Origin of the sequence: Tenacibaculum sp. Bg11-29 (assembly GCF_002836595.1) — a bacterium.
Taxonomy (GTDB): domain Bacteria; phylum Bacteroidota; class Bacteroidia; order Flavobacteriales; family Flavobacteriaceae; genus Polaribacter.
In genome coordinates this window covers 2001843-2021839 of the sequence record NZ_PJBB01000003.1, presented here as the reverse complement: position 1 = coordinate 2021839, position 19997 = coordinate 2001843, and the positions used below count along the sequence as shown (strand labels likewise).

32 protein-coding genes are annotated in these 19997 nt (G+C 29.4%); 3 read left to right on the top strand and 29 right to left on the bottom strand.

Annotation, left to right across the window (positions count from 1 at the left end; translation table 11 throughout):
- Positions 1 to 6: 6 nt before the first annotated feature.
- The 18 genes from CXF68_RS09215 to CXF68_RS09140 form a co-directional block, all read right to left on the bottom strand.
- Positions 7 to 1131, bottom strand: coding sequence for a head maturation protease, ClpP-related (locus tag CXF68_RS09215; protein ID WP_101044068.1), 1125 nt, complete (start codon positions 1129 to 1131; stop codon positions 7 to 9).
- A gap of 79 nt (positions 1132 to 1210) precedes the next feature.
- Entirely contained in the window at positions 1211 to 1681 is a 471-nt protein-coding gene (locus tag CXF68_RS09210; RefSeq protein WP_101044067.1) for a hypothetical protein, read from the bottom strand.
- A 58-nt stretch (positions 1682 to 1739) separates the two neighbouring features.
- Entirely contained in the window at positions 1740 to 2252 is a 513-nt protein-coding gene (locus CXF68_RS09205) for a hypothetical protein (protein ID WP_101044066.1), read from the bottom strand.
- 820 nt (positions 2253 to 3072) lie between these two features.
- Complete coding sequence (locus tag CXF68_RS09200; protein ID WP_101044065.1) at positions 3073 to 3279, bottom strand: hypothetical protein; 207 nt, start codon at positions 3277 to 3279, stop codon at positions 3073 to 3075.
- A 192-nt stretch (positions 3280 to 3471) separates the two neighbouring features.
- Positions 3472 to 3687, bottom strand: coding sequence for a hypothetical protein (locus CXF68_RS09195; protein ID WP_101044064.1), 216 nt, complete (start codon positions 3685 to 3687; stop codon positions 3472 to 3474).
- A 124-nt stretch (positions 3688 to 3811) separates the two neighbouring features.
- Positions 3812 to 4036, bottom strand: coding sequence for a hypothetical protein (locus tag CXF68_RS09190; RefSeq protein ID WP_101044063.1), 225 nt, complete (start codon positions 4034 to 4036; stop codon positions 3812 to 3814).
- A 21-nt stretch (positions 4037 to 4057) separates the two neighbouring features.
- The gene (locus CXF68_RS09185; RefSeq protein ID WP_198553782.1) at positions 4058 to 4459 is read right to left on the bottom strand and encodes a hypothetical protein; all 402 of its coding nucleotides are present in this window, start codon (positions 4457 to 4459) and stop codon (positions 4058 to 4060) included.
- Positions 4460 to 4476: 17 nt separating this feature from the next.
- A complete protein-coding gene (locus tag CXF68_RS09180; protein ID WP_101044062.1) occupies positions 4477 to 4896 on the bottom strand; it encodes a hypothetical protein in 420 nt (139 codons plus the stop codon).
- 49 nt (positions 4897 to 4945) lie between these two features.
- Positions 4946 to 5194, bottom strand: coding sequence for a hypothetical protein (locus tag CXF68_RS09175; RefSeq protein ID WP_101044061.1), 249 nt, complete (start codon positions 5192 to 5194; stop codon positions 4946 to 4948).
- 14 nt (positions 5195 to 5208) lie between these two features.
- Positions 5209 to 5394 (bottom strand): hypothetical protein, encoded by a 186-nt coding sequence (locus CXF68_RS20565; RefSeq protein WP_157821896.1) that lies wholly within the window; start codon positions 5392 to 5394, stop codon positions 5209 to 5211.
- A 219-nt stretch (positions 5395 to 5613) separates the two neighbouring features.
- Entirely contained in the window at positions 5614 to 5766 is a 153-nt protein-coding gene (locus CXF68_RS20560) for a hypothetical protein (RefSeq protein WP_157821895.1), read from the bottom strand.
- A 52-nt stretch (positions 5767 to 5818) separates the two neighbouring features.
- Positions 5819 to 6112 carry a hypothetical protein gene (locus CXF68_RS09170; protein ID WP_101044060.1) on the bottom strand — a complete coding sequence of 98 codons (294 nt, stop codon included), beginning with the start codon at positions 6110 to 6112 and terminating at the stop codon, positions 5819 to 5821.
- Positions 6113 to 6124: 12 nt separating this feature from the next.
- Positions 6125 to 9364, bottom strand: a complete 3240-nt coding sequence (dnaG, locus tag CXF68_RS09165) for a DNA primase (RefSeq protein ID WP_101044059.1) — start codon at positions 9362 to 9364, stop codon at positions 6125 to 6127.
- Positions 9364 to 9612 (bottom strand): hypothetical protein, encoded by a 249-nt coding sequence (locus tag CXF68_RS09160; protein WP_101044058.1) that lies wholly within the window; start codon positions 9610 to 9612, stop codon positions 9364 to 9366. The genes dnaG and CXF68_RS09160 overlap by 1 nt, the downstream gene beginning before the upstream one ends.
- Before the next feature lie 119 nt (positions 9613 to 9731).
- Positions 9732 to 9983 carry a hypothetical protein gene (locus tag CXF68_RS09155; protein ID WP_101044057.1) on the bottom strand — a complete coding sequence of 84 codons (252 nt, stop codon included), beginning with the start codon at positions 9981 to 9983 and terminating at the stop codon, positions 9732 to 9734.
- The gene (locus CXF68_RS09150) at positions 9983 to 10573 is read right to left on the bottom strand and encodes a LuxR C-terminal-related transcriptional regulator (protein ID WP_101044056.1); all 591 of its coding nucleotides are present in this window, start codon (positions 10571 to 10573) and stop codon (positions 9983 to 9985) included. Before CXF68_RS09150 ends, CXF68_RS09155 begins: the two co-directional genes overlap by 1 nt.
- Positions 10574 to 10616: 43 nt before the next feature.
- Positions 10617 to 10964, bottom strand: a complete 348-nt coding sequence (locus CXF68_RS09145) for a hypothetical protein (RefSeq protein WP_101044055.1) — start codon at positions 10962 to 10964, stop codon at positions 10617 to 10619.
- 211 nt (positions 10965 to 11175) lie between these two features.
- Positions 11176 to 11418, bottom strand: a complete 243-nt coding sequence (locus tag CXF68_RS09140; protein ID WP_101044054.1) for a hypothetical protein — start codon at positions 11416 to 11418, stop codon at positions 11176 to 11178.
- Positions 11419 to 11527: 109 nt separating this feature from the next.
- On the opposite strand from CXF68_RS09140, the gene CXF68_RS09135 reads away from it, so the two are divergent.
- The 3 genes from CXF68_RS09135 to CXF68_RS09125 all read left to right on the top strand — a co-directional run bounded on the left by CXF68_RS09135 (position 11528) and on the right by CXF68_RS09125 (position 13241).
- Positions 11528 to 11923, top strand: coding sequence for a hypothetical protein (locus CXF68_RS09135; protein WP_101044053.1), 396 nt, complete (start codon positions 11528 to 11530; stop codon positions 11921 to 11923).
- 48 nt (positions 11924 to 11971) lie between these two features.
- Complete coding sequence (locus CXF68_RS09130) at positions 11972 to 12274, top strand: hypothetical protein (RefSeq protein ID WP_198553781.1); 303 nt, start codon at positions 11972 to 11974, stop codon at positions 12272 to 12274.
- Between the two features lie 76 nt (positions 12275 to 12350).
- Entirely contained in the window at positions 12351 to 13241 is an 891-nt protein-coding gene (locus tag CXF68_RS09125) for a hypothetical protein (protein WP_101044051.1), read from the top strand.
- 64 nt (positions 13242 to 13305) lie between these two features.
- Here CXF68_RS09125 and CXF68_RS09120 read toward each other — a convergent pair whose 3' ends face one another.
- From CXF68_RS09120 to CXF68_RS09080, 11 genes are all read right to left on the bottom strand, one after another.
- Positions 13306 to 13488: a hypothetical protein gene (locus CXF68_RS09120; protein ID WP_101044050.1), complete on the bottom strand. Its 183-nt coding sequence runs from the start codon at positions 13486 to 13488 to the stop codon at positions 13306 to 13308.
- A 71-nt stretch (positions 13489 to 13559) separates the two neighbouring features.
- Complete coding sequence (locus CXF68_RS20835) at positions 13560 to 13745, bottom strand: hypothetical protein (protein WP_198553780.1); 186 nt, start codon at positions 13743 to 13745, stop codon at positions 13560 to 13562.
- Positions 13746 to 14217: 472 nt separating this feature from the next.
- Positions 14218 to 14391 (bottom strand): hypothetical protein, encoded by a 174-nt coding sequence (locus tag CXF68_RS20555; RefSeq protein ID WP_157821894.1) that lies wholly within the window; start codon positions 14389 to 14391, stop codon positions 14218 to 14220.
- A 131-nt stretch (positions 14392 to 14522) separates the two neighbouring features.
- Entirely contained in the window at positions 14523 to 14699 is a 177-nt protein-coding gene (locus CXF68_RS20550) for a hypothetical protein (RefSeq protein ID WP_157821893.1), read from the bottom strand.
- 5 nt (positions 14700 to 14704) lie between these two features.
- Positions 14705 to 15352: a response regulator transcription factor gene (locus CXF68_RS09110; protein ID WP_101044048.1), complete on the bottom strand. Its 648-nt coding sequence runs from the start codon at positions 15350 to 15352 to the stop codon at positions 14705 to 14707.
- Positions 15353 to 16244: 892 nt separating this feature from the next.
- Positions 16245 to 16937, bottom strand: a complete 693-nt coding sequence (locus tag CXF68_RS20545; RefSeq protein ID WP_157821892.1) for a hypothetical protein — start codon at positions 16935 to 16937, stop codon at positions 16245 to 16247.
- Positions 16906 to 17082: a hypothetical protein gene (locus CXF68_RS20540; RefSeq protein WP_157821891.1), complete on the bottom strand. Its 177-nt coding sequence runs from the start codon at positions 17080 to 17082 to the stop codon at positions 16906 to 16908. The genes CXF68_RS20545 and CXF68_RS20540 overlap by 32 nt, the downstream gene beginning before the upstream one ends.
- A gap of 72 nt (positions 17083 to 17154) precedes the next feature.
- A complete protein-coding gene (locus CXF68_RS09095; RefSeq protein ID WP_101044045.1) occupies positions 17155 to 17781 on the bottom strand; it encodes a response regulator transcription factor in 627 nt (208 codons plus the stop codon).
- A 607-nt stretch (positions 17782 to 18388) separates the two neighbouring features.
- On the bottom strand, positions 18389 to 19018 hold the full coding sequence (locus CXF68_RS09090) for a hypothetical protein (protein ID WP_101044044.1): 630 nt from the start codon (positions 19016 to 19018) through the stop codon (positions 18389 to 18391).
- A 28-nt stretch (positions 19019 to 19046) separates the two neighbouring features.
- Positions 19047 to 19226, bottom strand: coding sequence for a hypothetical protein (locus CXF68_RS09085; protein ID WP_101044043.1), 180 nt, complete (start codon positions 19224 to 19226; stop codon positions 19047 to 19049).
- Between the two features lie 68 nt (positions 19227 to 19294).
- On the bottom strand, positions 19295 to 19936 hold the full coding sequence (locus CXF68_RS09080; protein ID WP_101044042.1) for a response regulator transcription factor: 642 nt from the start codon (positions 19934 to 19936) through the stop codon (positions 19295 to 19297).
- Positions 19937 to 19997 lie beyond the last annotated feature (61 nt).

The window sequence follows — 19997 nt, the reverse complement described above, 5'->3', positions numbered from 1 at the left end:
TTTATTTTAAGAATTTAATATTTGAATTGCTTCTTGATTATGTGCGTATACAACCTTTGGTTCCTCATTAACAACTGGGTCTTTATCCGCTTTAACAACTGTTGTTGCTCCTGCAGTTTTAGCCGCATATTCATTACGTTGCTCATTTAACAGGTTAATTTTTTCTGTTAATGTGTTTTTATCCGTGTATTTAATTTCTGCATTATCTAAAGCACTATTAATTGATGTACTTGCATCATTTGTAATCGCTGCAGCATCGCTTACTTGTGTTTCTAAATTAGAAACGTTAGTAGCTGCATTGGTTAACGCATCTTCTACTTTGTTTAATTCTGTTTCTTGTAAGAAAACACCGTTTTCATTACTTCCGAATCCTTCTTCATACCCTAATACATTTTGAATTGCAGGTACTAAAATTTTTGTTTTACTCATTTTAATTGGTGTGTTTTTTGGGGTCTTATTTTCTGTTGGAATAACAATATTTTGATAATGCAAAAACAAGTCTTTAGAACTCATATTTGTAACATTTTCAGGTATGTTATTTGTGTTATCGGTATCTGTAGCAGTAATTATTTCATCGAAAAAACCAATTTCTTTAGCTTTATCACCCACAAAATAATTGTCCTTAAAGTTTAAGTACTTTTCTTTTACTGCTTCAACCGAAATATTTAATTTTTCTTCTAAAATTGACGCTAAAGAATCATCATAACGATCTAATGTTTCAGCCTCATTACGTAAGTCTTGGGCGTTTCCAAATGCATACGTACCGCCATTATGGAACATTAGCATACTGTTTTTGTAGCCATAAACCTTATCACCCGCCATAGCGATTAAAGAAGCCATTGAGTAGGCGATACCGTCAACATAAGTATAAACGGTTTTCTTAGAGTTTTTAAGCGTATTGTAAATTGGTAATCCATCCCAGATATTTCCTCCTGGTGAATTAATACGAGTGTGTATAATATCAGCCTTTGCTTCAACAGCTTTAAATTCCTCAATGAAATTGTTTGCTGTATTTATAGGTCGCCAATTCTCATAATCAAAGCCACCAATTACACCATAAATGTAAATAGTAGCTTCTTTGCTTTCGTCATTTAACGATATATTGTAGAAAGGTTTCGTGTATATAGTCATTATGCTTGTATTATTCTTAATTTGAACAATACAAACATACTTTAGGCTAATACGCTAAAATAGGACAGTTTTATAAAGGCTATAAAAACACAGGCTTTTGCAGGGTTTTACCCGATATTTTAACCTTGAATTTGTGGGTAGTTTCTACTTTCTTACTTCCTTGAAATGAATAGGTTATTTCTAATGGAGAAGTTTTGCTTCCGAAGACTATAGCATCCCCGTTATGTTGGTTTACTTTAACGATTGCTTTTTCGTTCATCAACTCATTAAAAACATTATCAATTGCTTTATTAGGATAAGTAACATCATAACCTGCATTAATTAAATATTCAAAACCTGCAGGTGTTTTTTTAGGTTTTGACTTAATATGTATCGTTTCAAAAACAGGTAAAATTTCGACAATGTTAGCGGTGTTTTTTATATACGTAAAATCTGAAGAATTACTATTCGTTAAAATTAACGGACAATTTAAAATACTAGAGATCGGTATAATTTCAATACTATAAAAACCTCCAAAAATCTCTTTATTTAATAATGTAAACACACTCATAGTGACAAAAATATTTTTTAAGTAAAAAGGGTATTAACAAACCCTTTGTTTATAAGACTTATACAGTAGTAATTTTCTTTCTTTTTTTTCTGTCACTAGAATAAGAAGGTTTAAGCTGGCTTCTATAAATACCTCGATATAAACTATCTAAATTCAAATCATCTTCGGTAATATTGTAATATCTTAAAAACGATTTTAAAGAATCGGTGATCGTTGCTTTATTCGTAAAAGACAATTTTTGACTATTAATTTTAACGAAATCATGCAAGGCGTCTTTAAATAATTTTGCACACTTGTTTTCAAACTTATCAAAATCAGTATATTTTATAAAGTGACCATACGTAGTACAAATTGAATATGGTATAATAAAAGTAACGTATGTAGTGTACTTTCTTGATGGTGGCTTGCAATAATCCTTTGTCAGTAATTCAACTAATTCTAACCCGACCCAAGTACGCCTTGATGCTTTGTGAGATTCTCCAAATTTCTTTTTCAGGAATTTCACCAAATAAGGCTTAAGTGGAACGATAAGCGTTACTGGATCTGTGGTTATTATTGTTTTTACTGCCATATATTCAAAGTTAAAAAATTAAGAAAAAAGATATCATTTAGATGTTTCTGTTAAATTCGACTCAAAGATATTTTTTAATAAAAATATACAAAAGGACATTAAAAAAAAAGCTAATTACCGAATAAATACACTTACCAACAGCTCTTTAAATGCATGAATTATATCGACAAAAATTAAAAGAGAATGAACATATCGCTCAATTTACTGAATTAAATAAAAAAAAGGTTGTTGTACTGTTGTACCCTTATTTTTTAACCAAAAGAGTTCAACAGTTCAACAAAACACATAAACTACTAACTATCAGTCTAATTATTTGTTGACCCCCCTCAAAAAAGTGTTGGAACTTGTTGAACGACACCCCTTTTTGTTGGAACGCCATTTTTACGGTTCAACAAGTTCCAACAAAAAAACATGAATATTTATTAAAAAAAACAAACATAAACTACTGAATATTAAATACATACTATAAATAAAATCTATATTGTTGGAACTGTTGAACTGTTGACCGCCAAACACTCCACTTTTCTAGCCTAGAAAGTTTTTTAAATTAGGGGTTGAGGGGATTAAACCAAAAACGCCCAGAAGAATGAATCTTCTGAGCGTTTTTTGTGTGCTATATTTCAACAGTTCAACTACAAAGAGAGGGTAATTAAATTGATACTCCTATAACAAAATCCAATTACTAGAAGAAAAATTAATATTGTGTTAGATTCGTTACTAGTTCTAATTCCTGTTACTGGGTCTCCCATTATTTCACAATAATGAATTGGATCATGCTCTTTTAGGTGTTCTATATATTTTTTATTCATAGTGATGTCAGTTAATTTAGAAACCTCCAACTTTCTTCTTTTTCATTTTCCCATTCTGTCTCATAAAAATACATGCAGCCATAAAGAGCTTCCTGCTTCTCCTTTTTTTTATCGTAATCTTCTATATTTTCAACTATCTCTTCAGGACTAATAGATATAAAACCTTTTTTGTTTTCATGTCTTTTCCACTCTTCTTTTGCCTCGTTAATTCCGTACATTTTTTTTATTTTTTTGTTTCAATCACTTTTTGAGGCGGATTGATTAACCTACAGTTAATTAGCATATTATTTACTTAAACAATTCAGATAAACTTCATCAATGCAATCAGTTTCAGTTAACAATTCAGCTTGATCTACTGAGTATTTATAATTACATTTTTTTTTGTGTGTGTTTTATTTCAATAACTACAGTTATTTAATAATCTTACTTGATCTATACTCTTGCTTTACAGACTTAACTGCTCCAGTAGTTAAAGCTGGAAATAATGTATTTAGGTTAAAATTTCTTTTAGCACATTCGACTGCCATTTCTTCGTGATTTTCATAAAATCCACATTGATCATCCGTCGTATCAACTTCAACATAATGCTTAGAAGTAACTTCTATTTCTATTTTTTTTATTGCCATTTTATCTACAGGTTTATTTAATTTAATAAAAGAGAGGACAATTGTTCGGAGCTATTGCTGTTCCTTTCAAATTATCGCCACTAGCACGTTTCCTCTCTTTTGGCGTAGTACCGAAATACTACAGTTATTTAAATTCCTCAATTTCATACTCCCAAACAAAAGCATCATTCTCTTTTACGTTGGCATTTATCCACTCTATAGCTTCAGTGTACTCAGAACCTGCTCCGTCAATTTCTTTACCTTCATTATGCATTTCCTCTAACTGTTTAAATACTTTTTCTGATACTTCGTACCCACCAACACCAACTACATAATTTACTTTTACTTGTATGTTCTTTATTGTTTTCATATCTCTTTTATTACTGTTATTTTAATATTCTAATATTTTTCTAATTTCATCATTAGAAAGATCTCTGTTTCTTTTGAATTGAAAACCTTGCCTCCCAATTGATAATATTTCACCAAGTCCAATACAAAAACAATATTCTTCACTAGCTCCCCATTCTTTCAAGCCAAGACTTATATGAATGCTATCAAATTCAATAACAAATTGAGGTCTTGTTTTAGAAAATCCGTTAGAAAATGTAATAGTGTCATAGTCTTTAAAGACTTGATAATCTATAGGTTCAATACAACCATTTTCATCAAAATTATTGAATAACCTTTTGAAATAATAAGGCTTTAAAGTCCTGTATTCTTCTTTCTTAAAACCGTTTAGAATCTTAAAAAACCATTCTTTTTTTAGATTAAGATGTAATGTTTTGTTTTTCATATTCTTTTAATTACAGTTTAATGAGTGAAAAGGTTCTGATTAAATGGATCACGTATTATACCTACAGGCAATCTTCTAACTCCAATTGAATGTTCGTCATAATATCTCCACCAATAATCCAAATCCCAACTGTGTGGCTTGTCATTATCAGCTAATATTTCATTCCTGAATTTTTCAACATCATTTAATGGATATTGCATTGATGAATGCTCTTTAAAGTTTTGTTTTTGTGCTAAAAAATCTTCATTTGTCCATTCTTGAAAATCCGTGTATGCTGACAGTAATTTTACAAGTTCAATTGTCTTGTCTATTACCAAAATACTATAATCATGATTTTCTACATTGAACTTTGGTTTGTTAGGTTCTGGATTCTCAATTGGTGTTACTTTCCTGTGAGAAACGGATATTACAAATACTGATTTACAATCTTTCTTCATGATTTTCGTTTTTGCGTTAATATTGCGTTTTTTGGATGTAGCGGAATAGCTACTGATTTAATAAATTCTCTGAACTTCTTGTAAAGCCTACGGGCTTACTATTGTCTATTTTAACATATATTTCAAAGGAATACACCCAAGGGGATTTCCTTTCTCCATTTAGGGTATATGAAATTTGATATTCGATAGATTCGTTTTTTTTCCCTCTGATGCAAATCCCTATTACGATAGCCTCTAAATCTCCAATTCTAGTTAAAACATTTGTCCCATTGGGTATTATATTTTTAAAGTGATCCATTTTTCATACTACTGTTAAAGGTTGTAAGTCCAATCTGGACGATTTTCATTAATCCCTATATTCAACTCTTCTTTTATTTCTTGTACATCAGTGCATAATTCACAAAAAAGCCTAGTTGTTCTGTGATACGTATTTGAATATCGAGCTTCTTTGTCTACTCGTTTTTCAACATCTAATTTTTGATACTTGTGTTTACACATATTCCTTTAATTACAGGTTTATTTATATCTATTTTTATTTCTTCCTTTTGGAGTTTTATAGTCTCCTAAATCATCTAATTTTTTTGCTATTAAATAAGCGAATACGAATGTTATCATGATCTCTATTGTTTTAATTTATTTTAATACTTTTGCCGCCCTTGTGTTGTGGGGACGACACATAGAATTATTAAGGGGAGTCCAGAAATGGACTCTTTTTTATTATAACTTCACTACAACAAACTTTTTATTTTCGTTTAACGATACGTCAAACTCTCCTTTTTTAGGATTCCCATTATCAATAGAAAACTGTTGTAATTCAGAAAGGTTATTGAACGTAAATTCGTCTCCTTTTTTAATTTTTACTTTGCTCATAATAACCCTGTTTTTGTTTTTAGTTTTTCGATATAGTTTTATAATATTTGTTTTATTGCACTTTAAAATCCTTATGAATAAAAACCCTATCCTCTTTTAAAAAGAGAAGGATATCATCCATTTTTGTGTGTTCATTTATGAAATAGCATTTGTTTTCGACAATGTTTGTTTTAAAACTTTTAAGCCAAAAAGGTAAATGCATTCTTCTTTTATAAACCGCCTTAAACTCATCATTCGGTAATGGTTTATAAAAATCAATTTCTTTTAAATCGGCAGCTGTAGCAACTATTAAATCTAATTGGATTGTTGCTGTATTATTTTCTGAAATTAAAGGCAGTACACACATAATTATTAGGTTTTAAAATGGTAAATCATCTTTTTCTTTTGGAGTTGGTAATGGAATTTCTGGTGGTGCAGCTTTTTCTGGCAGCTTTTCTAATGAGATAATATTATTACGTTTCATCGCTTCATAATCGAAAGCGTAACAACTAGAAACACCTGTTTTAAAGCGTCTGCCTTTTACAAGACCTATAAAGTACGTTCTACTCTTAAAGTAGTTTCTTAACGTTGTTTCACCAATCGGCTGTACTCCTTCTCTTTTGGTACATGCTATTGTATAATCTTGATGAACAGAATTTAAACGTAAATACAGAATTTCTTTCATTTCTGAATTTTGGTAAACGCTCACTTTCTTTTGTGCTCCTATTGTTTTAAGATCTGTTTTTGTATCAATTTCAAACTGAAAACCTTCCGAAATATGTCTGTGTTCATACATCCATTGTAAGATGTTCCAGAACTCGGTTAAACCATTAGAATCTTGTATTGCTTCAGAGTTTTCAATAATACCCGCAATGGCTTGTTTAAAAATACTTTCATACGAAAAAGGGAATGTAATTCTGTTCTCTAAAATTTTATAGGTAATTAGTAAAACCGCATAATTACCAAGTATTCTTTCTTCATATTCTTGCTCTTGCCCTGGTGCATCAAAAACATCTTTAATTTCTCGCACTACTTCATTGTAGGTTCTACCAATAGAATCTTCAAAAAGTTGCCTATGTTCTATTACTTCTAAAATTAAGGAGCTTAAACCCTGTGAACTCGCATTCATTAGTTTTGTAAAATTCTCTCGCTGTTCACTGCTTCTATTCCCTAAAGGAAATTGCAAAGAAATCAATCTACTTTGTAAAGAGTTATCATCTCTAGTAGGTAGGTATTGACCAGCGATATAAATAGAACAGTTTATTTTGTCGGTTTTTGTTCTATTGTCGTTCGTAGCCATACCTTTTTCCCTACCCATTCCTTGATGCGCTCCTTTCATTGCTTGGAACATTTTTTCGTCTAAACGATCGTGATATTCATCTAGAAAGACAGTAGTGTTTTTTGTTCTTGATAATCTCCTGGAGAAACCAACTAAGGTTGATGTATTTAATTCTAAAGCATCTAAATTGTAAAAAAAGAAGTTCTGCAGTATTTTACCAAAAGCCGATTTACCACTACCTTTTTCGCCAAAACCACCCAATAAAGGAAAGAAATCATAGTTTTTTAAAAACAAATCTCTAAACAAGGTAGCAAAGTTAAATAGCACTCCTATTATACCTTTTTCTTCAAAAACAGTAAGAAACTGTTGCATCCAATTTTGTAAGGTAATAGGCGCTTTTTTATAGATAAATTTTCTATCGTTTTCATACGGATCATCACCATCTTGATTTTTTGCATGCATTGCCGAATAGGCAGGAGAATAGTAAAATTCTACTTTTTCGTTATACTCATCTTCTTCAGAACTATCAACACCTTCTAAATGAATAATTCCGTATTTATTAACCTCTCTAAATTTATCTTTCCAATACACACCATTTGCAAAAGCAAAGAAACCTTTTGCATTCCACCCCATATTTTGAAGTTCTAATGCGGTGTTAAATTCACGCAATATTTTTTGCGATAATAAATCGAATTGTGTGGTGGTTGATCCTGATAAAAAGAGGTAATACCCTAAGCGAATAAGTTGTTTTCTAAAGTCTGAAAAATTTACAAAAGAGTCAGATTCTAAATCGATTAATTGCTTTTGATTGTTGGTGTTTGTTACTTCACAAAGTCGCTTGTTTTCCTTTTTTCCTTTAATATGAAAAAGTGGTGTAATTTTAAACTGCGTACCTTGAAAAAAACCATCGCCTTTTGTAAAGTGGTAGGCATTACCGACAATACAAAAACGATCTCTTAAAAACTGTTCATGATCAGCTCCTTTGGGTAATCCTAAAGTATCTTTTGAGATTCCTTTACCTCCAGACTCTTTTTCAATTTCATTTTGTCGAGCGATTCTTAATTCTGAAATCTGATGTTTTAAAACAGTTTGTTTTTGCTTTAAAATCTTAGAAGCAGTTTTTAAATATGCATCTTGTACAACTTCATTCTTAATTTTAAATAATAAACCCGCTGTTTCGGCAACCACCTTTGCAATTGCATGCGGATCTTCTTCTGATTCTTTTTGAAGCTTGGTTAAAAACCACTCAACAGCATCAACTTTGTTGCTCTCAATAAAAGTTGGCATATCTAATTGTCCCCTGGCGCAATCGTCGGGATCTGTATCTTCAGGTAATGGAACGATTGATACTCTAAAACCAAATTGTATTAAAATTTCTAAATCTCTTACCGAAGCTTTTACACCTGCAACGTCGCCATCTCTAAATAAAACAACATGCTCGCAAATACGTTTTAATTTTTTAGCTTGAATTTTAGTAAGCGCCGTACCACAGGTTGCAATTGTTTGCGTACTTGCTTTTTGATGCATCGTAATAACATCGGTATAGCCTTCGCATAAAATTGCAAATCCGCTTTTGGCAATACTTCTTTTTGCTAAATGGTAGCCATATAAATTTTCTTCTTTTTTGTAAATTTCTGTTTCAGGACCATTTAAATACTTTGCATATTTTTCGAACTCCTTACCATTTTGTCTACGCCCTCCAAATGAAATAGTATCTCCGTTTTTGTTGCAAATAGGAAACATTATTCTTTCTTTGAAAAAATCGTACGATTTGTTGTTTTCTGATTTACAAACTCCAATTTCAATACCTGCAGCGAATCTTGCTTTATCTATTAGCGTAGTTGTTACTTCATTTTTAGCTTTCGAAAAACCGATATTAAATTCTAAAATAGTATCGGCATCATAGCCCAAATTGGCTACGTGTTTTTTTGCCCAATGCGTTGCCGGTAATTCTCTAAAATTCTGGTGGTATTTTTTAGCTATATTATTTGATAATGCTGTTAAAGAAAGCTGTTGTTTACGTAATTTTTTAACTTCTTCGGTTTGCTTTTCTTCTTCTAAATGAATATTGCAAATACCTGCGATTATTTTTACAGCTTCTATAAATTCACATTTTTCATGTTCAATAACAAAGGTTATTACACTACCACCAATACCAGTACCGAAGCACTTAAATATTTCTTTTGATGGCGAAACCGACATACTTGCTGTTTTTTCTTCTTTAAACGGTGATTTATAAAACCAGTTAGCTCCTTGTTTCTTTCCGCCTTTGCAAAAACTATCAACAACAGTTACAATATCTGCCTCTCTTACCCTTTCTATAGATTGTCTTGTGTACATTAATTGTTAGTTGTTATTGTTTCTGAATGATGAAATGAATATGTAGTTACTAAAGCTGCAAAAGGATGCTGCTTACACTTTGCTTTTTTAAAATAGACTGCTATTGATTTTCGTATTTCTGAAACCGAAAAATTAGCCCTAACATTTACTATTCTATGTGCATTACATACTGTTTTTTTGCAACGAGGACATTCTTGTATGATTTTTATATGCTTTACTGTTGTTGGCTGATTTAATGTATTTATCATAATAAGTTTGTACCGTATTATTGTTTTTAATTGCCAATGGTTTTAATCGTGTATTTAATATTTCAAACAAAAAGGCATCTGCTTTAAGCCTTATATCTAATGGAATTGTTTTAAATACCTTACCCGTTTGAGATATACTCAATTCCCGCTGTAACCTCAATCTCATTTGCGCTATTTGTGTCGAATTTAAGTAGTGCTGCAGCATCTTGTTTTTCGACTCTTTTTCTAAGTTCTTTAATTTTTCCATTGTAAAAAATCATAAGGCTATTATACTGCTCTTCGTTATACTCTGGCGTACCTTCTTTTTTAATTAAGGCTGCTTTGTTATCGTAAACTTCTTGTAAGTATTTAAGTGATTGTAATATGGTCATTAGGCAACAATTTTGTGTTTTAAGGCTAGTTTAAGAAGTGCCATTTTACTGGCTACACCTACGGCTTTAAAAAGTTTATGTTTATGAAAATCGAACGTTTTATGTGAAATTCCCAACACCGAAGCAATTGCTTTATCTGGTTCGTTGGTACCGATTAAATCGATAATTATTAATTGACGAGGTGTTAAAATATGCTCGTTTATATTTATGTTTTTAGAGTTCCATAAAAGTGAAGGACAATTTTGTTGATCTCTAAAGTTTTCTGAAGCTGCTAGTTTTCCGTTTTTAATATCGGGTGTGCAATCTAACTCACCATACATATAATAGGTATATAATTCTATTTGATGGTTTAACTCAGTTGTTACATTGCTTAAAAAAACGACTGCTTTACTATCTGCCAAATAGGCTTTTTTAAGTAAACTGAAAAAGTGAATTGGTAAATCGGCAAAGTATCGGGTAGATCCGTTTTGAATCCATAATACTTGTTTCGTTTTTCGAACGCCCACAAACTCTACATTGTTGTCGCCAGGCATAACGCCTGCAATTTGTGGTACATCTTTAAATGTTGTATTTTTGTTACTGTTAATCATAGGTGTAAGATTTTGTGATTAATAAAAAATTAAGAGTCCGTAGTTACAGCTGCGGATTTTTTTTGTTTATAGAATCTACATAACTATGTATTCTATTTTCCATTTCTAAGCTAACTTCATTAAGCTTTGTGTTGTATTTTCTACCATTAGCATCTAACTCTTTATTTGGCAAAGTGCAGCTATCAACTAAATCTGAAAGCTCGGTTTCTAAAACCTGTAAATCGGCTAATGATAATTTTTTTAAATTATTAGAGTCTTCTAATCTTGTTTTATAATATTGATAGCCATAATCGAAAATTATTGCTAATTGATATTTACTAAGTTTTATACTTTCGTCTGACTCTAATTCGTTCCAAATTTCTTGGATTCTTTCGTTTTTTGTTTTATTCATCTTTTTCTGTAAATTTGGTTATGCGTAAATATTTACTTACTTTTTTAAAAGAAATTGGTATTTTAATTTCTGTACTGGTAATTGCCGAAGGACTTACCTTCTTACTTCTTTGGGCTAAATCTTAAATTTATTTTAAAAACTACCCCGTTCCCCCGAACGGAGTAGCAACTAACTATGAAAGCGTATTTTACTACTCGCCAGTAATATTTTTCTATTTTTTTAAGAGGTTTTTTCGTGTATCGTTTTCTTGTTTTTTTATTTCAACCACTTCATAAATTGTTTTTTCAATTACCTCGTGTTGCGTGCCATTCATTACATTGGTTATCATAGAGGCTGAATGTTCGTTACCTCGCTGATTTACAATTTCTTTTTCACGTAAACGCTCTTGAACATCGCTCACATAATGAGCTCCTATTATTCTTTTAATTCTTTTTTTGTCTGCTTTCGAAATCATATAAAACCCCTATTTGTTTATTTAAAAGTTTGTGATACATTAGTGATAGTTTAGTGATACAAATTAAAACTAATTATCTCATAAATACAACTAATTATCTATTAAATTAATGACGTCAAAAGAAAAAATATTAAAATACCTTGATTTCAAAGGACTTACAGCTTATCAATTTCAAAAAAAAACAGGCCTAAGTAATGGTGTTTTAAAATCAGGAAAGGATTTTGGAGTAGATAAAGTAAAAACAATAAGAGATAATTATCTCGATTTAAGTATGGATTGGCTACTATTTGATGAGGGAGAAATGATAGTTTCAACCGAAACAAAACCTAAAAAGGAAAAAAAATCTACTGATTATGAAAACTATAAAACATTTACTGAACATAATTTTGTAGCCGTAAACAACAAAGTAGATAACCTAAGTAACGACTTTGCTAAATTTAAAGAAGGTTTTTTAGAACTTATTGAAGAAAAATTAGAAAAAGCTATTAAGAATAAAAAGGTTTAGAAAATGACTCCTCTATAAATACGGAATACCGTAAATAAAAATGAAACCATGAGTGTAGTTTTGCAGGATTACAACGAGGATAAACAAAAGATAAGACAAAAAACAATGATAACGAAAGAAGACCTTTATAACTTAAACTATACCGAGAAACCTGAAAACATTAATATGCATAATGGATCATCTACTGATTATAGGCATCAAGATTTTAATGTAAATCGCCCTTATTTAGTTAACTTAAAAAATGGTTATATCACTACAACATTTCCTCTCAACAAGCCTAAACAAGGAATTAACACTGATGATTTAAAGGCGTTTATAAAATGTCATAATAATATTTGTAATCAGAATTAACTATTTATTGAAAAAAATTAGGAAAACTATTAAGAATAAAAAGATTTAGTTTTAAGCTATACTTAATAAATAAATTATGAAAAAATATTTTCTTTTACTTATTACTCCTCTATTATTCTCTTGTGGATACGGAGTAAATTCAAATGAAGTAAAAACTACACTTAATAATTATATTCTAAGAACAGAAAATATTATAGTAGATGGTGACCATCCAATAATAAGTAAACATCCAGACAAGGATTCTGTAAAAGTTGCATATTTATATGAGACTCATGGAATAAATAAGGGAAATGATTCAGTACAAAAATTTTCTAAACGTTTTTTTGCATTTAATAAACTTGATTTATCATTCAGAGAATTAAAGTCTAATAGAGAAGATATTGAGTTTATTCATTATAGAGACCTCAAAGCAAAACAAGCTAGAGAAGATAGTATTATAGCTATTGAGCAAAATAAAGTTATTGGAGATATCTTTTTTGGAACTTCACTTGAGGAGTATAAAAAAAAGAAAAAGCTATTTATAAAGAAAACAAAAAATACTGGTAGGGGTTCAAACGGCCTTCACAAACAGAATATTGGCGATTATGAATTCAATGATATTTATGGAGGCTTTCATAATGAAAAACTTTACAGGATTGATGTTTTGGGAAATGGAATTCATTATGATAATTATAACATTGAAATGCCGAAGCAAGTAGAAGCTATTAAACTCCCATATATTGAAAAATATGGAAAGCCTAATATATATAATGAAATCCCTAAATGGCATAGAATTAATAAGGGCTATACGTATTTAATTTCTTCTTGGACTGTTGGATCAAAAAAAATAGAATTGAGAATTGAACCTGACGGAAATTACAATAGACTACTTGTAAAAATATTTCAACCAACAATTGCTAATCAAATTAAACAGGATGAAGAAATAAAGAGAAACGAAGAAATAAAGAAAGCAAAAAATCTATTATAATGTTTATAAAAAAAAGGATTGCTTTATAATACTAACCCAAAATAAAAGAAAGAGCAACTAACTTTTAATTCAAGCCAAATAATAAATTGTACCCTGATTTTTTCTGGGTACTTTTTTTTGCTTTTAATTCTTCTAATTCGTTTTTTAAAACTAGGAGTTCAAAATACTTTTCAAGCTCATTTAACTCAGGGTTTTGTTCAATTTCATTTATAGCTTTGTTAAGCTCTATTAGCTTTTTTAATTCCATAGTTTTTTAAGTGCATAGTAATTTAATACGAATATATCGTATAGTATTAAAAGAGGGTAAGAGAAGGTGATTTACTTATTTTTAGCAATTTCTTTAATTAAATCGAGCATTTCTTCTCTCTTCTCAGGCTTTGTATTTTTAAAGGTAAATTTTGCTACTTCCATTAAGTTAGCTCGTAAACGTTCTTCCTTTGTCTTCTTATTTTTAAATAATAAATGCATGGCTAAAAACACAATACAAGCTGTTAGTATGGTCATAAAAATATATGTTAACTTACTAAAATCTTGAAATTGCTGAAAGATCCAGAAAAAATAAAAAAAACAGACTGACAAAATAAATATGTGAGTTAATTTAACACCTGGGTTTTCTTTAATATTTTTAATAGACTTTATTAAATTATAGAAAGCATAAATAAAAAAACAGAGTATTAAACCAAATCGCTCAATAAAAAACCTTAAAGATTTAAAACCAAACACTTTCTCGTTTTTTTTAACCTTTAAAAATTCACTCCACAATAAATTAGTTTTTGAATTTTGAGTCTGAAACTGATTATACAATTCAGTTCCCTTCGATTTTTTTATTATTTCTTTATTTATTTCAGTTCTTTTCTTTTTCGCTTCTTTATGTAATTTTAAGGCAATAGTATAACCTTCACTCCGCTCACTTATAAGCTGATGTGTATAAAAAGATATTGCACAGAATACAACTATTAAATAAAAAAAATATTTTTTAAAGGTCGTTATTATCTTCTTCATCGTCGACTCCTCCAACGTGAATATCTGATCCTTTGTCAATTGCTTGTATTTGTTGTTTTTCATTCTCTGGTACTATATTATCGTTATCTGTACAAGAAACAAAACCTAAAACAAAGATTAATGCTATTACTTTAAATGCCGTTTTCATATTTTATATTTTTAAAAAATTAAGCTTTAAAAATACGATTAAAATACTAGCAATTAATAAATGTAAATTTTACTTCTTTTAGAATAAATCAGTTTTATGTTTTATAGCTATTGCAGCTAATTATATGTTATTTAGTCTTCAATATAATCAAGCTCATCGTTTTCTCTTCCTGGTGCTGTAATATCTCTTTTGTGAACTACTTGTGTTTGTTGTTTTCTATCTTTAGGCACTATATTATTCTTATACATACAAAAAAGAATAAAGCCTAAAGCTAAGATAAAAGCTGATACTTTAAATGAAGTTTTCATATTTATTAATTTTCAGTTTTCAAGAATAATTCGGTTTTATGTTTTATAGCTATTAAGGCTAATTGTATGTTTGTTTTTACGCCTAAATTTTTTCGTAAACGCTCGGTATAACTTCTAAATGTTGTTGGTTTTATTTGCATTTTCTCACAAATAACATCACACTCAAAACCTTCAACTAAAAACTTTAAAACTTCGGTTTCTTTTTTCGATAACATATCTGTTATTAATAACATATCGGGGTTATCTAACTTAGCATCAATAATAGTGTCTCTTGCTAAGTCTGAAAAGTATGTTTTACCATTATACACCGCTTTTACAGCATCTACAATACAGTATGCACTTTCTTCTTTTAAAACATAGCCTTTGGCTCCTAAATCTATTGAGGTACTTATAGAAACGGAATCGCAATAAGAGGTTACCATAATTGTTTTTACGGTGCTGTTATTTTTTTGAAGGTATTTTAAAACATCGAATCCGTTATAAAAAGGCATTGAGATATCTAACAACAAAATATCACAATAATTATTATCTAACCAGTCTATTAAACCATGGCCGTTAGTAGAAGAACCTACAACGTTAATCCCTTCGGCATTCATCATAGCTTTATATCCTTCAATAACTACTGGATGGTCATCTACTAAAAATATTTTCATTTTCTTTTTGCTAATTTTTACAAATGTATATGATTCAATTTATTAAAATTGTGGACAATTGTCGCAAATGATAAAAAAGTGCTATTTTTGTGATAATTAAGTGATAATAGGCGAATTATTAAGCAATTTAATTGCGTTTTTTAAGCCTAAATGTTCTAATTTTTAATAAATGAATATGTTCTAAAAACGTTGCAACCTTTGTTTTCAAAGGTTTTTTTTGAGTCTGACACGTGTCAATAGCTCGCCATTACAATCGTTATTTAACGAAAACAAAAACTGTAAATAACTGACTATCAATACTAAAGGGTTTTAAGTAATAGCTTTGTAAAATCTGCTTCTCGCTACTTATAAACACAAAGCCCTTTTTTTATAAAAGGGCTTTGTTATTTTTTAGAAAAACCCCATATCATATTTGTCTCTCGAAAACAAGGCACTACTACTCTTAATACGTTTAAAATAGACCATGAAAACATCGAAGGTATTATTCCATTAACGCAAGGTTTTAAGATTAATAAAACTTTAAAATTGAATCTTCTAATTTTTCAACTTAGGAAAGAAAAAGAGACAGGATAGTAACTAGGGTAGAAAAGAGTTTTAAACAAAAACTGAAACTCAGCTAAGTAAAAAATTTATTTTCATTCTTTTATGTAAACTTAATTCAACCCAAATAGCAAATTATACCCTGATTTTTCGAGATATTTTTTTTACTTTTAAGTCTTCTAATTCATTTTTTAAACTAAATCGCTCAAAATATTTTCTCAATTTTATTTAGCACTGGGTTTTCTTCTATTAGTTTCAATCATTTTTTTAAATCCATATAGAGCACATTATCTAGGCTAGTTATTAAAATTACCTAGATATATTTATTATTACAAAGAGAAACCTGTGAGTGTTAATTATCTTTAACAATACGCTCTATAGTAGTAAGCATTTCTTCCCGTTTTTCGGCTTTGGTATTCTTAAAAGTGAATTTAGCGAGTTCAAATTGCCCTTTTTTAAGTCGGTTTATTCTATGATCTTGATACTTTGTAATTAAAAATACAGCAAATACTACCACTATAGCTGATACAAAAGTCATAAAATAGTATGTTACCCTACTTACATCTTGAAAAGGCTGAAATATCCAATAAAAATAAAATATTGGCCCCGTTAAAATAAGTCCGTGCAGCACTTTAACTCCTACGTTTTTACGATCAAAATAAAATGACCTAAAAATCATATAGAGTATATATATGAAAAAGCAAAGCATGGGACCTAATTCTGCAATAAATAATTGCAAAGATTTAAAACCAAAAACAGCTTCTTCATTCTTAGCTACTTTAAATTTTTTCCACTTTTCTAAAGAAACAGCAAAAGTTTCTACGTATTTATCTCCAGAAGATGTTCCCTTTGCGTTTTCCTTAATTTCAGATAAAGCTGATTTATTTATTTTTTCGGCAATTTTATATTCATTTAAGGCACTAGAATACCCATCACTAAAGCTTGGTAAAAACTCAAATGAATAAAGAGATGTAATGCAAATAATTGCAACTATAAAAGGAGCTATTTTGTTTCTAACTTGGTCCTTCTGGATCTTCCCCGCCATCATTGTTTGGGTTTGAGGCATCACCCTTGTCGATTCCGAATAATTCTTGTTTTTCATTTTGATTTTCTACAATTTCAGTGTTATCTGTACACGAAACAAAACCTAATGCTACTACCAATGCTACAATTGAAATTACTTTTCTCATATTATAAGGATTTAAAATTTTAAAAATCCTAAAATACAAATTACAACTATAACGTTTTCAGCATATTTGGTATTATTTTCTCAAATACTTTAACGCGATTAATGCTAAATTAACATTACTCTTTGAATTAAATTTTAATCGTACTTTTTGTAAATGAGTACGAATAGTACTTGCACTTAATTTAAGTTTAGTTTCTATTTCGGCAGGTGAAAGTTCGTTAACCATTAAACCATATACTTCACGCTCTCTTTTTGTTAAAACTTCGTGATATACATATTCAAAATCGGTATCTAACCTATTTGAAATAATAATTTCTCTAACTTCTTTTGAATAGTAAATACCATTACTGTAAACCACTTTTAGTGCTTCAATTATACTACTGCTTGCTTCTTGTTTTAAAACATAACCTTTAGCTCCATATCTGATAGCATCATATATCATTACATCAGTATCGTAGCTAGAAACAATAATAGTTTTTGGTTGTGCATTTTTCTTTTTTAAAATCTTTAATATTTCAATACCGTTAATATCTGGCATTGAAATATCTAAAATCAACACATCGCAATCATTAGAGGCTAACCAATTAATAAGCTCAGTTCCGTTTTGTGAAGTTCCTACTACATTAATATCATGGGCTTTTAGCAATGCCTTAAAACCTTGTAATATTAAATTATGATCATCTGCAATATGAACTTTCATTTTATCTCTTCTTTTTCTGAGTTCAAATGTATAACAACTTATTATACCGAAAAATAGACAAAACCCTAAAAATTGCCAAAAATGATAAAAAAATGATGTTTTTATAACAATAGGCAAATTATTAAGCAGTTTAATTGCGTTTTTTTTAGTCTAAATATTCTAATCTTTAATAAATAAACATGTTTTAGAAACGTTACAGCTTTTGTTATTAAAGATTTTTTTGAATTTTACACGTGTCAATAGCTCACGATTACGATCGTTATTTAACAAAAAAAACACTATAACTAACTAACTAACTAACTAACTAACAGCATTAAACGGTTTATAAAAATAGCTTTATAAAACCTACTTCTCGCTACGCAAACATGTAGCATTATGAAAAAAACACAGTAAAACACACCTTATATAAGTAAAGTTTTAGCCATAAAACTGCCTCAATAAAAAAACTAACAGTACATGAGAATTACAAAGGTTCTACGAACCTAATTTTATAATTACAAATACCAAAACAGACAAATTTAGCAACTACTTTACTAAACTTAAAGAAAAAAACTCAGCCTTAATTGAGGAAAAATAAAGAGGTTAAGAAAAAGGACAAAAAGAGTGTTTATTTATTTGCCGCAATTTCTTTAATTAAATCGAGCATTTCTTCTCTTTTTTCAGGCTTTGTATTTTTAAAGGTAAATTTAGCAACCTCCATTAAATTAGCGCGTAAGCGTTCTTCTTTTGTCTTCTTATTTTTAAATAATAAATGCATCGCTAAAAACACAAAGTAAGCAGCTGCAATGGTCATTAAAAAATATATGGGTTTACTAAAGTCTTGAAATTGTTGAAATATCCAAAAAAAATAAAAAACACATACCGAAATAATAAATGAATGGTAAATTTTAATACCTATATTAAAACGTTCATACCTAAATGTACGATAAAGATTAAATAAAGCATACATAAAGAACCCAAAAAAAACACCAAATTCTTTTGAGAATATTTTAAGGGTTTTAAAACCAAAAAATTGGTCATTATTTTTAACCTTCAAAAAATGACTCCACAACAAATTTGTTTTTTTATTCTGAGTTTGAAATTGATTATACAGTTCGGTTCCCTCCGAATTTTTTATTATCTCTTTATTAATTTTGGTTCTTTCTTTTTTTGCTGCTTTGTGAGAATTTAAAGCAACAGAATACGCTTCACTACGTTCATCAAGAAATTGATACGAGTAAAAAGATATTGCGCACAATACAATAATTATATAACCGAAATTCTCTTTAAAGGTCGTTATTAACGTCGTCGTCGTCGTCGCTTCCGCTTCCTGGCGCTGTAATATCTTCTTTGTTGACTGCTTGTATTTGTTGTTTTTCATTCTCTGGTACTATGTTATCGTTATCTATACAAGAAATAAAACCTAAAACAAAGATTAATGCTATTACTTTAAATGCCGTTTTCATATTTTATATTTTTAAAAATTAAACCTTAAAAATACAGTTAAAATACTAGCAATTAATAAATCTAAATTTTACTTCTTTAAGAATAATTCGGTTTTATGCTTCATAGCCATTAAAACTAATTGTATGTTTGTTTTAACACCTAAACTTTTACGTAAACGCTCGGTGTAACTTCTAAATGTTGTTGGTTTTATTTGCATTTTTTCACAAATAACATCACTTTCAAAACCTTCAACCAAAAACTTTAAAACTTCGGTTTCTTTTTTAGACAACATATCGGTTATTAATAACTGATCGGGGTTATCTAATTTAGTATTAATAATAGTGTCTCTAGCTAAGTCTGAAAAGTATGTTTTACCATTATACACCGCTTTTACTGCATCTACAATAGCGTATGCCGATTCTTCTTTTAAAACATAGCCTTTAGCTCCTAAATCTATTGAAGTACGTATAGATGCAGAATCGCAATAAGAGGTTACCATAATTGTTTTTACAGTACTGTTATTTTTTTGAAGGTGTTTTAAAACATCGAATCCGTTATAAAAAGGCATTGAGATATCTAATAACAAAACATCGCAATAATTATTATCTAACCAATCTATTAAACCATAACCATTAGTAGAAGAACCTACAACGTTAATTCCTTCTGCATTCATCATAGCTTTATATCCTTCAATAACTACTGGATGGTCATCTACTAAAAATATTTTCATTTACTTTTTACTAATTTTTACAAATGTATATGATTCAATCTATTAAAATTGTGGACGTATG